The sequence below is a fragment of the Streptomyces sp. NBC_01788 genome, assembly GCF_035917575.1.
In the GTDB taxonomy this organism is placed as follows: domain Bacteria; phylum Actinomycetota; class Actinomycetes; order Streptomycetales; family Streptomycetaceae; genus Streptomyces.
Genome location: NZ_CP109090.1, coordinates 7,544,040 through 7,556,984, shown reverse-complemented (window position 1 = coordinate 7,556,984; position 12,945 = coordinate 7,544,040). Strand labels below are relative to the sequence as shown.

The 12,945-nt window shown below is 73.0% G+C and carries 11 protein-coding genes; 8 read left to right on the top strand and 3 right to left on the bottom strand.

The window, feature by feature from the left end; translation table 11 throughout:
• The first annotated feature begins 52 nt into the window (after nt 1-52).
• The 5 genes from OIE49_RS33570 to OIE49_RS33550 all read left to right on the top strand — a co-directional run bounded on the left by OIE49_RS33570 (nt 53) and on the right by OIE49_RS33550 (nt 6,610).
• Complete coding sequence (locus tag OIE49_RS33570) at nt 53-2,092, top strand: bifunctional aldolase/short-chain dehydrogenase (protein ID WP_326805576.1); 2,040 nt, start codon at nt 53-55, stop codon at nt 2,090-2,092.
• The gene (locus OIE49_RS33565; RefSeq protein WP_326805575.1) at nt 2,089-3,543 is read left to right on the top strand and encodes a rhamnulokinase; all 1,455 of its coding nucleotides are present in this window, start codon (nt 2,089-2,091) and stop codon (nt 3,541-3,543) included. Before OIE49_RS33570 ends, OIE49_RS33565 begins: the two co-directional genes overlap by 4 nt.
• A gap of 174 nt (nt 3,544-3,717) precedes the next feature.
• Nucleotides 3,718-4,473, top strand: coding sequence for a (Fe-S)-binding protein (locus OIE49_RS33560; protein ID WP_326805574.1), 756 nt, complete (start codon nt 3,718-3,720; stop codon nt 4,471-4,473).
• Nucleotides 4,470-5,966 carry a LutB/LldF family L-lactate oxidation iron-sulfur protein gene (locus OIE49_RS33555; RefSeq protein ID WP_326805573.1) on the top strand — a complete coding sequence of 499 codons (1,497 nt, stop codon included), beginning with the start codon at nt 4,470-4,472 and terminating at the stop codon, nt 5,964-5,966. The genes OIE49_RS33560 and OIE49_RS33555 overlap by 4 nt, the downstream gene beginning before the upstream one ends.
• Complete coding sequence (locus OIE49_RS33550; RefSeq protein ID WP_326805572.1) at nt 5,963-6,610, top strand: LutC/YkgG family protein; 648 nt, start codon at nt 5,963-5,965, stop codon at nt 6,608-6,610. The genes OIE49_RS33555 and OIE49_RS33550 overlap by 4 nt, the downstream gene beginning before the upstream one ends.
• On the opposite strand, the gene OIE49_RS33545 is transcribed toward OIE49_RS33550, so the two are convergent.
• Nucleotides 6,611-6,976, bottom strand: coding sequence for a cupin domain-containing protein (locus OIE49_RS33545; protein WP_326805571.1), 366 nt, complete (start codon nt 6,974-6,976; stop codon nt 6,611-6,613).
• Nucleotides 6,977-7,183: 207 nt separating this feature from the next.
• The gene (locus OIE49_RS33540) at nt 7,184-8,215 is read right to left on the bottom strand and encodes a cytochrome c oxidase assembly protein (protein WP_326805570.1); all 1,032 of its coding nucleotides are present in this window, start codon (nt 8,213-8,215) and stop codon (nt 7,184-7,186) included.
• A gap of 438 nt (nt 8,216-8,653) precedes the next feature.
• On the opposite strand from OIE49_RS33540, the gene OIE49_RS33535 reads away from it, so the two are divergent.
• The 3 genes from OIE49_RS33535 to OIE49_RS33525 all read left to right on the top strand — a co-directional run bounded on the left by OIE49_RS33535 (nt 8,654) and on the right by OIE49_RS33525 (nt 11,998).
• A complete protein-coding gene (locus OIE49_RS33535) occupies nt 8,654-10,450 on the top strand; it encodes a bifunctional metallophosphatase/5'-nucleotidase (protein WP_326805569.1) in 1,797 nt (598 codons plus the stop codon).
• A 388-nt stretch (nt 10,451-10,838) separates the two neighbouring features.
• Nucleotides 10,839-11,294, top strand: coding sequence for a cyclic nucleotide-binding domain-containing protein (locus OIE49_RS33530; protein WP_326805568.1), 456 nt, complete (start codon nt 10,839-10,841; stop codon nt 11,292-11,294).
• 38 nt (nt 11,295-11,332) lie between these two features.
• Nucleotides 11,333-11,998, top strand: a complete 666-nt coding sequence (locus OIE49_RS33525) for a CBS domain-containing protein (RefSeq protein ID WP_326805567.1) — start codon at nt 11,333-11,335, stop codon at nt 11,996-11,998.
• Nucleotides 11,999-12,010: 12 nt separating this feature from the next.
• Here OIE49_RS33525 and OIE49_RS33520 read toward each other — a convergent pair whose 3' ends face one another.
• Nucleotides 12,011-12,910, bottom strand: coding sequence for a universal stress protein (locus tag OIE49_RS33520; RefSeq protein ID WP_326805566.1), 900 nt, complete (start codon nt 12,908-12,910; stop codon nt 12,011-12,013).
• Nucleotides 12,911-12,945 lie beyond the last annotated feature (35 nt).

Below are 12,945 nucleotides of genomic sequence, written 5' to 3'. Positions count from 1 at the left end.
TCGTACTTCCCTCCCCCTCCCCCGCACGCCCCTCTCCTGAAGGGAACCCCCCATGCCACTTCACCCCGAAGCCTCCGCCCTTCTGTCCCGGTCCCACCGGCTGGGTGCCGATCCCCGCAACACCAACTACGCGGGCGGCAACGCGTCCGCGAAGGGCGTCGGCACCGATCCCGTCACCGGCGACGACGTCGAGCTGATGTGGGTGAAGGGCTCCGGAGGCGACCTCGGGACACTCACCGAGGCCGGCCTCGCCGTGCTGCGGCTGGACCGGCTGGGGGCGCTCGCCGGTGTCTACCCCGGTGTGGAGCGCGAGGACGAGATGGTCGCCGCGTTCGACTACTGCCTGCACGGCAAGGGAGGAGCGGCGCCCTCCATCGACACCGCCATGCACGGGCTGGTCGGCGCCCCGCACGTGGACCATCTGCACCCCGACTCCGGTATCGCGCTCGCCTGCGCCGCCGATGGGGAGAAGCTGACCGCCGAGTGCTTCGGGGACCGTGTGGTGTGGGTGCCCTGGCGGCGGCCCGGATTCCAGCTCGGGCTGGACATCGCCGCGGTCAGGGAGGCTCATCCGCAGGCGATCGGCTGCGTGCTCGGCGGGCACGGGATCACCGCGTGGGGCGCGGACTCCGAGGAGTGCGAGCGCAACTCGCTGCACATCATCCGCGCCGCCGAGGCCTTCCTCGCCGAACGCGGGAGGCCCGAGCCGTTCGGGGCGGTCGTCGAGGGATACGAGGCGCTGCCCGAGGGTGAGCGGCGGAAGCGGGCCGCGGCCCTCGCGCCGTACGTGCGCGCGATTGCCTCCCAGGACAGGGCGCAGGTCGGGCACTTCAGCGACGCTCCCGTGGTACTGGACTTCCTCTCCCGTGCCGGTCATCCGCGGCTCGCCGCGCTCGGCACCTCCTGCCCCGACCACTTCCTGCGGACCAAGGTCCGGCCGCTCGTGCTCGACCTGCCGCCGACGGCTCCGCCGGAGCAGGCGATCGCCCGGCTGAAGGAGCTGCACGCCGAGTACCGCGAGCAGTACACCGCCTACTACCGAAGGCACGCCCGGCCCGACTCCCCCGCGATGCGCGGCGCGGACCCGGCGATCGTTCTCGTGCCGGGCGTCGGCATGTTCTCCTTCGGCAAGGACAAGCAGACGGCCCGGGTGGCCGGCGAGTTCTACGTCAACGCGATCAACGTCATGCGGGGCGCGGAGGCCGTGTCGACGTACGCGCCGATCGAGGAGTCGGAGAAGTTCCGCATCGAGTACTGGGAACTGGAGGAGGCCAAGCTCCGGCGGATGCCCGCGCCGAAGCCGCTCGCGGCACGCGTCGCGCTCGTCACCGGCGCGGGCAGCGGCATCGGCAGGGCCATCGCGCGACGGCTCGCCGACGAGGGCGCGTGCGTCGTCGTCGCCGATATGAACGGCCGGAGCGCCGCCGCCGTCGCCGGGGAACTCGGCGGGCCCGACAAGGCGGTCGCCGTGCCGGTGGACGTGACGGACGAGCAGCAGATCGCCCATGCCTTCGAGGCGGCCCTGCTCGCCTTCGGCGGGGTGGACCTGGTCGTCAACAACGCCGGCATCTCGATCTCCAAGCCGCTGCTGGAGACCTCGGCCGAGGACTGGGACCGCCAGCACGCCATCATGGCGCGCGGGTCGTTCCTGGTCTCGCGGGAGGCAGCGCGGGTGATGATCGCCCAGGGGCTGGGCGGAGACATCGTCTACATCGCTTCCAAGAACGCCGTGTTCGCCGGACCCCACAACATCGCCTACTCGGCCACCAAGGCCGACCAGGCGCATCAGGTACGGCTCCTGGCAGCCGAGTTGGGCGAACACGGGATCCGGGTCAACGGGGTCAACCCGGACGGAGTCGTCCGCGGCTCCGGGATCTTCGCGGGCGGCTGGGGCGCGCAACGGGCCGCCGTGTACGGAGTGCCGGAGGACAAGCTCGGCGAGTTCTACGCCGGGCGGACGCTGCTGAAGCGGGAGGTGCTGCCCGAGCACGTGGCGAACGCCGTCTTCGCGCTGACCGGCGGGGAGCTGACCCACACCACGGGGCTGCACGTCCCCGTCGACGCCGGTGTCGCGGCCGCCTTCCTGCGATGAGCCCGGACGTGAGGGCGTACGCCGCCGTCGACCTCGGCGCCTCCAGCGGCCGGGTCATGGTCGGGCGGGTCGGCCGCGACCGGCTGGAGCTGTCCGAGGCGCACCGCTTCCCCAACCGGCCGGCCCGGCTTCCCGAGGGGCTGCGCTGGGACGTGCTCGCCCTGTACGCCGGGATGCTCGACGGGCTGCGGGCGGCGGGGCGGGTGGATTCCGTCGGCATCGACGGCTGGGCCGTGGACTACGGCCTGCTCGACGCGGACGGCGCCCTGCTCGGCAACCCCGTCCACTACCGCGACGCGCGCACCGAGGGCGTGGCGCGGAAGGTGTGGGCGACGGTGCCGGCCGCCGAACTGTACGCGGCGACCGGCATCCAGTACGCGCCCTTCAACACGCTGTACCAACTGGCGGCCTCCCGCTCCTCTCCCCAACTCTCCTCCGCGCGGCGCCTGTTGTTGATCCCCGACCTGCTGGCGTACTGGCTCACGGGTGAGCAGGGCACCGAACTCACCAACGCCTCGACCACCCAGCTCGTCGACCCGCGCACGCACGACTGGTCGTACGAGGTCGCGGCCCGGCTGGGTGTCGACCTGGACCTGTTCGCGCCGCTGCGCCGCCCCGGGGATCCGGCGGGTGTGCTGCGGCCCGAGGTGCTGCGGGAGACCGGGCTGCGCGGGCCGGTGCCGGTGACGACCGTCGCCTCGCACGACACGGCGTCCGCGGTGGCCGCCGTGCCCGCCTCCGGGGAACGGTTCGCGTACATCTGCACGGGCACCTGGTCGCTGGCCGGTCTGGAGCTGGACGCTCCGGTGCTCACCGAGGACAGCCGCGCCGCCAACTTCACCAACGAGCTGGGGCTCGACGGCACGGTCCGCTACCTGCGCAACATCATGGGGCTGTGGCTGCTCCAGGAGTGCCTGCGGGCCTGGGGCGACCCGGACCTGGACGAGCTGCTGCGGGCGGCCGCCGAGGTGCCCGCGCTCCGGTCGGTCATCGACGCGGGCGACACGGTCTTCCTCGCGCCGGACCGGATGCCGGAGCGGATCGCGGCGGCCTGCGGGGCCTCGGGCCAGCCGGTGCCCGGCTCCCGCGCCGAGATCACCCGCTGCGTCCTCGACTCCCTCGCCCTCGCCCACCGCAGGGCGGTCGCGGAGGCCGAGCGGCTCGCCGACCACCCCGTCGACATCGTGCACCTCGTGGGCGGGGGCGCGCGCAACGCCCTGCTGTGCAGGCTGACCGCGGACGCCTGCGGGCTGCCCGTGGTCGCCGGGCCGGCCGAGGCGGCGGCCCTCGGCAACGTCCTCGTGCAGGCCCGCGCGCACGGGCTCGTCGGCGACCGGGCCGGGATGCGGGCCCTGCTCGCCCGGACGCAGCCGCTCGAGCGGTACGAGCCGGGCGGCGACGCGGCGGCCTGGCGCGCGGCCGAGGCCCGGCTCACCGCCGTCACCCCGTGAGCCGTCACAGTGTGAGCCGGTGCCTCGCCGGGCCGGGGCTCGCGGTCCCCGCCACGCCGGAGGCCGGGATCTCCCGCCGGACCCCGCGCCCGATTGCTCCGCCACTACGCTGAGCGCGTGTGGGCGGTGCCCCGACCCCGTCCGACGACCGACGACCGACGACGAGGAGCCGCGATGCGTGTCGCTCTGTTCCTGACCTGCGTCAACGACACGCTCTATCCCGACACCGGGCGCGCGACGGTGAAGCTCCTGACCAGGCTGGGTGTCGAGGTGGACTTCCCGATGGCCCAGACCTGCTGCGGGCAGGCGCACTACAACACCGGCTACCGGCACGAGGCCGAGCCGCTGGCCCGGCGCTTCTCGGAGGTCTTCCGGGACTACGAGGCGATCGTGACACCGTCCGGTTCCTGCGGCGCGATGGTGCGGGAGCTGTATCCGCGCATGGGCACCCGCGCACGGGCCGAGGGGCGCGGGGACGGGCTCGCGACCGCCCTGGCCCCGGTGGTGCCGAGGACGTACGAGCTGACCGAGTTCCTGGTGGACGTGCTGGGGGTGACGGACGTGGGCGCGTACTACCCGCACACCGTGACCTATCACCCGACCTGCCACGGACTGCGCGGCCTGGGACTGGGCGACCGTCCACTGCGGCTGCTGCGGGCGGTGAAGGGGCTGGAGCTGGTGGAGCTGCCCGGGGCCGAGGAGTGCTGCGGTTTCGGCGGCACCTTCGCGGTGAAGAACCCCGATGTCTCGGCGGCGATGGGCGCGGACAAGGTGCGCAACGCCGAGTCGACGGGCGCGGAGGTGCTGTGCGCGGGCGACAACTCGTGCCTGATGCACCTCGGCGGCACGATGGCCCGTCTCGGGACGCGGATGCGGCCGGTGCACATCGCGGAGATCCTGGCCGGCACGGAGGAGGAGGCCGCGGCATGAGCGCGACGTTCCTGGGCATGCCCGGCTCCCCGGTGTTCCCGCCCTTTCCCCGGGCCGCGCACGACGCCGTGCGCGACACCACCCTGCGCGGCAATCTGCGCCACGCCACGCACACCATCCGCGCCAAGCGGGCCGCGGCCGTGGCGGAGATGCCGGACTGGGCGGCGCTGCGGGCGGCGGGCCGGCAGATCAAGGACCACACCCTGCGCCATCTGGACCGGTATCTGGTGCGGGTGGAGGAGGCGGTCACCGCCGCGGGCGGCACCGTCCACTGGGCCGCCGACGCCGACGAGGCCAACCGGATCGTGGCCTCGCTGGTCAAGGCGACGGGCGAGCGCGAGGTCGTCAAGGTCAAGTCGATGGCCACCCAGGAGATCGGCCTCAACGAGGCACTCGAAGCGGAGGGCATCAGGGCCTACGAGACCGATCTCGCCGAGCTGATCGTGCAGCTGGGCCACGACCGGCCCTCACACATCCTGGTGCCCGCGATCCACCGCAACCGCGGCGAGATCCGGGACATCTTCCGCTCCGAGATGGGCGAGTGGGGCCGCCCGGCCCCCGAGGGGCTGACGGACGCGCCCGCCGAACTCGCCGAGGCCGCCCGTCTGCACCTGCGGGAGAAGTTCCTGCGGGCCAAGGTCGGCATCTCCGGCGCCAACTTCGTCGTCGCCGAGACGGGCACGCTGGTCGTGGTCGAGTCCGAGGGCAACGGGCGGATGTGCCTGACCCTGCCCGAGACACTGATCTCGGTCGTCGGCATCGAGAAGATCGTCCCCACCTGGCGCGACCTGGAAGTCTTCCTCCAGACACTCCCCCGCTCCTCGACGGCCGAGCGGATGAACCCGTACACCTCCATGTGGACCGGCACCACCGACGGCGACGGGCCGGAAACCTTCCATCTGGTGCTGTTGGACAACGGCCGCACCGACACCCTCGCCGACGAGGTCGGCCGCCAGGCCCTGCGGTGCATCCGCTGCTCGGCGTGCCTGAACGTCTGCCCGGTCTACGAGCGGGCCGGCGGGCACGCGTACGGCTCGGTCTACCCGGGCCCGATCGGTGCCATCCTCAGCCCCCAACTACGTGGCACCACGAGCGAGATCGACGCCTCCCTGCCGTACGCGTCGTCGCTGTGCGGCGCCTGCTACGAGGTGTGCCCGGTCGCCATCGACATCCCCGAGGTGCTGGTCCACCTGCGTGAACGCGTCGTCGAGGGTGGCCCGGTGACGCGGGCGGGCAACAAGGTGCTCCTCAAGCCGGCCAAGGGGCACGCCGCCGAGCGCGCGGCGATGCGCGCGGCCCGCTGGGCCCTGACCCGCCCCGGCGCCCTGCGCGGCGGGCAGCGGCTCGCGTCCCGAACCCGCCGCTTCCACCCCCGCGCCCTGCCCGGCCCCGGCCGGGCCTGGACCGGGACCCGTGATCTGCCGCCGGTGCCGGTGGAACCGTTCCGCGACTGGTGGCAGCGCACGCACGGGGGCAGGGAGGCAGCGAAGTGAACAGCCGGGACCGGATCCTGGGCCGGGTGCGGCGCGCCCTCGCGGACGTACCGCCGGACGACGTGCCGTACGAGCGGGCGGTGTCCCGCGACTATCTGCGGCAGCACGGCGAGCGCGGCACCGAGGAGACGGTGGACCTGCTCGCCGAGAACCTGGCCGACTACCGGGCGATCGTGCACCGCTGCGACGCCGACGCGCTGCCCCGGCTGATCGCCCACCTGCTCGGCGAGCGGGGCTCGAAGACCGTCCTCGTACCGCCCGGGCTCGAAGAGGACTGGCCGGCCGTCGTCGGGGTCACCCGGGTCACGGACCGGCCGGACGCCACCGCGCGCGAACTCGACCGGGTCGACAGCGTCGTCACCGGCTGCGCGCTCGCCGTCGCCGAGACCGGCACCCTCGTCCTGGACGGCTCCCCCGACCAGGGCCGCCGCCGGATCACACTCGTCCCCGACCACCACATCTGCGTGGTGCGCGTCCCGGACCAGGTCGTCTCCTCCGTGCCGCAGGCACTGGACCGGCTCGACCCGACCCGCCCGCTGACCTGGATCTCCGGCCCTTCCGCCACCAGCGACATCGAACTGGACCGGGTGGAGGGCGTACACGGGCCGCGCACCTTGGAGGTGGTGCTGGTGAGCGGGAAGTGACTACCTCCCGCCCGGCTTCGCGTACTGCCGTGCCATGACGCCCGCGAAGTCGTACAGCACGACCTGCTCGTCGCCCACGACCCAGGCGTCGTGTCCCGGCGAGCAGACGAAGACGTCGCCGGGCCCCACCTCGGCCTCTCCGCCGTCGTCCATGACCAGGCGCATACGGCCCTGGACGACATAGCAGTCGTGGTGGACCAGGCAGCTTCGCGTCCCGGTGATCGGCCCGACCGACTCGGACCAGCGCCAGCCCGGTTCGAACGTGGCCACGGCGAAGTCGAGTCCCGTGAGGTGGACGGCTTCGAGGTGCCCCCGTGGGAAGTCGCGCCGCTCGTCCGGCTTCTCGACCGTCTTCACTTCCAGCATGACGGTGATCTCCCTTCCGGCCGTGATGCCTGCGACCGGGGCCGGCCTCCGTCCCCCCGCACACGCACACGCCACCGGCGGGGACCGAGCCCCTCGCTCTCATCGTCTCCCTGGGGACGGACCCCCGCCATTCGGCCTCCACGGGCCGGGCGGCGCCCGGACGGTTCCGGCCACCGGCGCCCCAACCCTCCTGGACGGGGCCGGAGTTCAGTCGGTGCCGTGGTTGCGGCGGATTCTGCTCGCCACCTCGTTCTGCTCGGTTTCCCACCAGGGACGGACGCGTACGGGAGCGGATGCCGGGGCCTGTTCGCCGGGTGAGCGGGGCGGGACGGCGACGCGGACGAGTTCCTGGTCGAGGCGGCGGTCGAGGGCGGCGTTCTGGACGCGTTCGGCGCGCGCCCACTGCGCCAGGATCGCCAGGATGAAGGGGAGCGCGACCAGTTCGGCGATGCTGAGCATCGCGCCGCCGCCGATCTGCTGGTCGTGGTGGACGTCGGTGGCCCAGGCGGGCGCGTGCTGCTGGTACCAGGCACCCGCGATCAGTGTTCCGTGGGTCATCACCACGACTCCCGGCACCGCGTCGACGATGCCGTCCAGGAACACCAGCGCGGCCCGCACGGGATGCGTGCACCAGGACGGCAGCGCCTGCTCGTGGGTGAGCATCGGGACGACGAACAGGCAGCCCGCGACGAGCAGATGGAGGTACATCAGCTCGTGCAGCCAGCCGACGCGCAGCGCGGTGGCGAAGTACGGCGTGAAGTAGACGACGAGCTCGGTGGCGAGCACGAGGGCCGTGCTGACCAGGGGAAAGGTGAGCAGGCGCACCACCCGGCCGGTCATCGCCCGCCGGACCCGCTCCGCCCTGTCCTCCGGCAGCGCCTCCACCGCGAGCCGCAGCGGGTCGCCGAGGGCCAGGCCGAGGGGCGCGACCAGGTCGAGCAGGATGTTCTGCACGGCGGCGGGCCAGAACAGGACGTGGTCGTACACGGCCAGCGCCGACATCGTGGCCACCACCAGCGTGCCCAGTCCGAGCAGCGCGAAGGCGGCGGTACGGGCGGGCGACCAGCTCCGGCCCTGCCGCCGCAGCCGCAGCACGCCCCAGCCGTACAGTCCGCCCAGGACGGCCACCACGACCAGCGCCGGGACGTCGGCCTGCCACGAGGACAGCAGCTCGCCGAGCGTCGGCTCGGCGAGCTGCCCGGCCGACAGTTCGGTCACCGCGTCAGGAATCATGCGCATCCTTCTCCATTCGCCCACAGGGGACGAGTCGGTTCATGCCCCCAGCGGACGGTAGCGGCCGGCGGCCGCGGGCGGGGCGGCGGGGTGCGGGTGTGCGGCGCGTCGCGCTCGCGGGGCGCGGCGCCCACGGAAACGGCCGGTCAGCGAGGCGGACCGGCCGGGAGCCGGGGCCCCGAGGACCCCCCAGGGCCGAGGGCAGTGCACCCGCGGGTATCCTCGCGTTCCTGTCGGCAGCAACTTCTCACGGATTCCTCACCGCGGCCTTACCGGGACGACGGCTTCGGACGTCCGCGCGAAACGGTCAAAATCGCCCTGAACAACGAAGATCTCCCGGATGGAAACCTGTCCGTAACCGCAAAGTTCCTGACAACTACGCGCGTTGAATCTAGGCTTCCGCCAGCTGCCCCCACTTTCCCCCGTCCCACCCAGGAAGGCACCATGTCGCCTACCCACTCCCGCCGCCCGGCTCCCCGAAGAGTCGTCGTCGCGGCTCTCGCCGCGGCCGCCACTCTGGCCACCGCCGGCGCCCTCGTCGCGGCGAACCCCGCGCAGGCCGGGCCCGACGCCAACTCGGCCCCGCTGAAGGACCTCCAGCTCCTCGCCATCAACGACTTCCACGGCAACCTGGAGCCGCCGGCCGGCTCCTCCGGCCGGGTCACGGAGCTGCAGGCGGACGGCACCACGAAGGACATCGACGCCGGCGGCGTGGAGTACCTGGCGAGCGGCCTGCGCACCGCGCGCAAGGGCCACGACCGGTCGCTGACCGTCGCCGCGGGCGACATCGTCGGCGCCAGCCCGCTGCTGTCCGGCCTCTTCCACGACGAGCCGACCGTCGAGGCGATGAACAAGCTCGGCCTCGACGTCACGGGCGTGGGCAACCACGAGTTCGACGAGGGCAAGGACGAGCTGCTCCGCCTCCAGAACGGCGGCTGCCACCCGGTCGACGGCTGCTACGCCAAGGGCCGCAAGTTCGCGGGCGCCGACTACCCGATCCTGTCGGCCAACGTGGTCAACGAGAAGACCGGCAAGCCGCTTCTCAAGCCGTACGTCGTCCAGAACGTCAAGGGCGCGAAGGTCGGCTTCATCGGCGTCACCCTCAAGGGCACTCCGAACGTCGTCACCGCCGCGGGCGTCAAGGGACTGAAGTTCCTCGACGAGGCCGAGACGATCAACAAGTACACCAAGGAACTGCAGCAGCAGGGCATCCGCGCAATCGTGGCGCTCGTCCACGAGGGCGGATACCCGATGGCCTCCTCGGCGTACAACTACGACTGTGACGCGGGCGGAAACACCGGTCTGAGCGGTCCGATCGTGGACATCGCCAAGAAGGTCGCGCCGGAGGTCGACGCCCTCGTCACCGGCCACACCCACAACGCGTACGTCTGCTCCATCCCGGACCCGGCAGGCCACCCCCGCCTGGTGACCAGCGCCGCCTCCTACGGCCGGCTCTTCACCGAGCTGAACATGAAGTACGACCCGCGCACCGACGACATCGTCCGCGCCACGGTCAAGGGCTCCAACCGCGTCGTCGACCGCACCCAGTCCAAGGCGGCCGACCTTACGCAGCTGCTCGACTACTGGCAGACCCTGGCCGCCCCGGTCGCCAACAAGCCGGTCGGCTACATCACCAAGGACGTCACCCGCAGCGGTGCCGTCGAGTCGCCGCTGGGCGACCTGATCGCGGACGCGCAGCTCGCGCACGCCAAGTCCCTGGACAACCGCGCCGTCGTGGCGCTGATGAATCCGGGCGGCATCCGCGCCGACCTGGTCTACGCCGCCTCCGGCAAGGAGGGCGACGGCGTCGTGACCTTCGGTGAGGGCTTCGCGGTGCAGCCCTTCAGCAACACGGTCAACCTCAAGAACCTGACCGGCGCGCAGCTGGTCACCGTGCTGAAGCAGCAGGTCAGCGGCAGCAACGCCGCCGCCCCCAAGTACCTTCAGATCTCCAGCAGCCTCACCTACACCCTGGACCTGACCAAGACGGGCGCCGACCGCGTCGTCGAGGACTCCATCCGGGTGGACGGCAAGCCGGTCGACCCCAACGCCACCTACCGCGTCGCCATGAACTCCTTCCTGGCCGACGGCGGTGACGGCTTCACCGAGTTCGCCAAGGGCACCGACCAGCTCGTCGGCAGCGACGACCTGGCCGCCCTGGTCGACTACCTGACGGCGAACACCTCGGCCGCCGCGCCGTACACGCCGACGGCCGCCAACCGCGTCACCGTCGTCAAGTAACCACCGTCGCACGGACGGCACTCCGAGCAATCGGACGAGGGCGGGCCCTTCGGGGCCCGCCCTCACGCTTGCCCGCGGACAGCACGTACGCCTCGACCGGCGCGGGCCGGGGTGGGCCGCCGGGTGGGATGTGGGGCCGAAGGGCCCCTGCCGGGCCCGAGCGGCCCGTGGCGGCGCGGGGCGTACGGGGCCAGGCTGGAGACAGCAGCGCGGCGGCAGGACGTTCCCCTCCACCGCGGTCCTGGCCGGAAGCAGGTGCCGTGGCCGGTGCCGGTGCGTCACGCGGTACGCGGTACGCGGTCGGTACCGACCGCGCCGGGGTAGCCGCCGCGCCGCACGACGCGCTCGCCGACCGAGCGAGGCGGCAGGAACGAGAGGAGCCGGAGCGATGACCTCCACCACCACCCGGGCCGCGGCCCTTCCGGCCGAGCATCGTGCGCGGCTCATGCGGCTCGCCCGCGAGACCTCCTTCGACATGGGCTCCCGGCTGTTCCACGAGGGCCGCCACGCAGACCGGTTCTGGATCATCCGGACCGGCACCGTCGCTCTGGACCTGCACATCCCGGGCCGCAGCGCCGCCGTCATCGAAACCCTGGGCCACGGCGAACTCGTCGGCTGGTCCTGGCACTTCACGCCCCACGTGTGGCAGCTCGGCGCCGAGGCCACCAGCCCGGTGCGGGCGTACGAGTTCGACGCCGAGGCCGTGCGCGAGCTGTGCCGGGAGGATCCCGAGTTCGGCCGCGCCGTCGCCGTCTGGGTCGGCGGTGTGGTCGCCCACCGACTGCAGGCGGCCCGTATCCGGCTGCTCGACCTGTACGCCCCCTACGGCAGCGGCGGCAGGTGAACCGGCCGCGACCGCACCGACGTCCCGAGGAGGACACCGTGCACGGCAGCCCGCACATCGTGAGCGACGTCATGACGCACACGGTCGTGGCCGTGGGACGCGACGCCCCGTTCAAGGAGATCGTCGGCCTCATGGCGCAGTGGAAGGTCAGCGCCCTTCCCGTGCTGGAGGGCGAAGGACGCGTGATCGGTGTCGTGTCCGAGGCCGACCTGCTGCCCAAGGAGGAGTTCCGCGACAGCGACCCCGACCGGTTCACCCAGCTCCGCCGGCTGCCCGACCTGGCCAAGGCGGGCGCGGTGACGGCCGGGGAGCTGATGACCTCCCCGGCGGTCACCGTCCACTCCGACGCCACCCTCGCCGAGGCGGCGCGCATCATGGGCCGGCACCGGGTCAAACGGCTGCCCGTCGTCACCGGCGAGGGACTGCTGGAGGGCATGGTCAGCCGGGGCGACCTGCTGAAGGTCTTCATGCGGTCGGACGACGACCTGGCCGAGGAGATCCGCCGGGAGATCGTCTCCCACCTCTTCCCCGCCCCGCTGGAGCCCGTCCACGTCGGCGTCGTCGACGGCGTGGTCACGCTCACCGGCCGGATAAGGGACGCCTCGCTGGTGCCCGTGGCCGCCCGCCTGGTACGGGCCGTGGAGGGCGTCGTCGACGTCGAGTGCGATCTCGCGAGCGGGCCGGCGGTGACCGAACAGCGCTGAACGCCGGCCGGTTCAGTCGTCGTGGGGCACGAGCGCGACCGGGCGGGTGACGTGGTGGACGAGGGCGTGCGTGACCGGACCCGCGTGCGCGCCGATCGCGGGGTGCCGCCTGCGGCGGCCCACCACCAGCAGGCCCGACCCGCTCACGGCGCCCGGCAGAACGTGCGCCGGGCGCCCCTCGTGCAGCGTCGCAGCCACGTACACGGCGGGGAACTTCTGCCGCCAGGGCTCCAGCAGCGCGGCCAGTTCCCGTTCCGCCTCCTGCCGGAACGATCCCCGGGTGCGCGCGTCCGGCAGCCCGTGGGTCAGCGGCACGTGCCAGGCGTGCACCACCCGCAGGGGCGCCCCGCGCAGTTCGGCGGCGCGGAAGGCGAAGTCCAGGACGTCGTCGCAGGAGCCGTCGGTGTCGACGGCGACCGCCACGTCACGGTGCGCGGTCCCCGTCGAGACGTGTCCGGAGACGTCCGGCAGATGTTCGCTCCCCGCCGTCTCCCCCGCCCTTACGAGGACGACGGGCCGCTCAGCGTGCACGGCGGTCGCCATGGCCACCGAGCCCAGGACGAAGCCTCCGACCGCGCCCAGCCCCTGGCTGCCGATGACCAGCAGCTCGGCGTGCGCCGCCTCGTCGAGCAGCGCGGGACCCGGCTGCCGGCGCACCTGCTCGCTCGACAGGTCGAGGCGCGGGTACGACGCGGCCAGCTCGCCGACCGTGTCCCGGAGCATCCGGCGCACACGGGACTGCGGCACGCGCACCTCGGGCAGACCCGCGCTCCCGGCGGTGTCGGGCAGGCCCTCCCAGGCGTGCACCAGCCGGAGCGGCAGCCCCCGCCGGAGGGCCTCCCTGGCCGCCCAGTGGGCCGCGGCGAGGCTCTCGCGCGAACCGTCCAGGCCGGCCACGACGGGTCTCAGCATGTCACCCTCCTCGTCCCCGCACCGTCCCCCGGCGG

What these genes read in the sequence shown, in the direction of transcription:
- OIE49_RS33570 (WP_326805576.1), top strand. Translation starts at nt 53, where the DNA reads ATGCCACTTCACCCCGAAGCCTCCGCCCTTCTGTCCCGGTCCCACCGG.
- OIE49_RS33565 (WP_326805575.1), top strand. Translation starts at nt 2,089, where the DNA reads ATGAGCCCGGACGTGAGGGCGTACGCCGCCGTCGACCTCGGCGCCTCC.
- OIE49_RS33560 (WP_326805574.1), top strand. Translation starts at nt 3,718, where the DNA reads ATGCGTGTCGCTCTGTTCCTGACCTGCGTCAACGACACGCTCTATCCC.
- OIE49_RS33555 (WP_326805573.1), top strand. Translation starts at nt 4,470, where the DNA reads ATGAGCGCGACGTTCCTGGGCATGCCCGGCTCCCCGGTGTTCCCGCCC.
- OIE49_RS33545 (WP_326805571.1), bottom strand. Translation starts at nt 6,976, where the DNA reads ATGCTGGAAGTGAAGACGGTCGAGAAGCCGGACGAGCGGCGCGACTTC.
- OIE49_RS33540 (WP_326805570.1), bottom strand. Translation starts at nt 8,215, where the DNA reads ATGCGCATGATTCCTGACGCGGTGACCGAACTGTCGGCCGGGCAGCTC.
- OIE49_RS33535 (WP_326805569.1), top strand. Translation starts at nt 8,654, where the DNA reads ATGTCGCCTACCCACTCCCGCCGCCCGGCTCCCCGAAGAGTCGTCGTC.
- OIE49_RS33530 (WP_326805568.1), top strand. Translation starts at nt 10,839, where the DNA reads ATGACCTCCACCACCACCCGGGCCGCGGCCCTTCCGGCCGAGCATCGT.
- OIE49_RS33520 (WP_326805566.1), bottom strand. Translation starts at nt 12,910, where the DNA reads ATGCTGAGACCCGTCGTGGCCGGCCTGGACGGTTCGCGCGAGAGCCTC.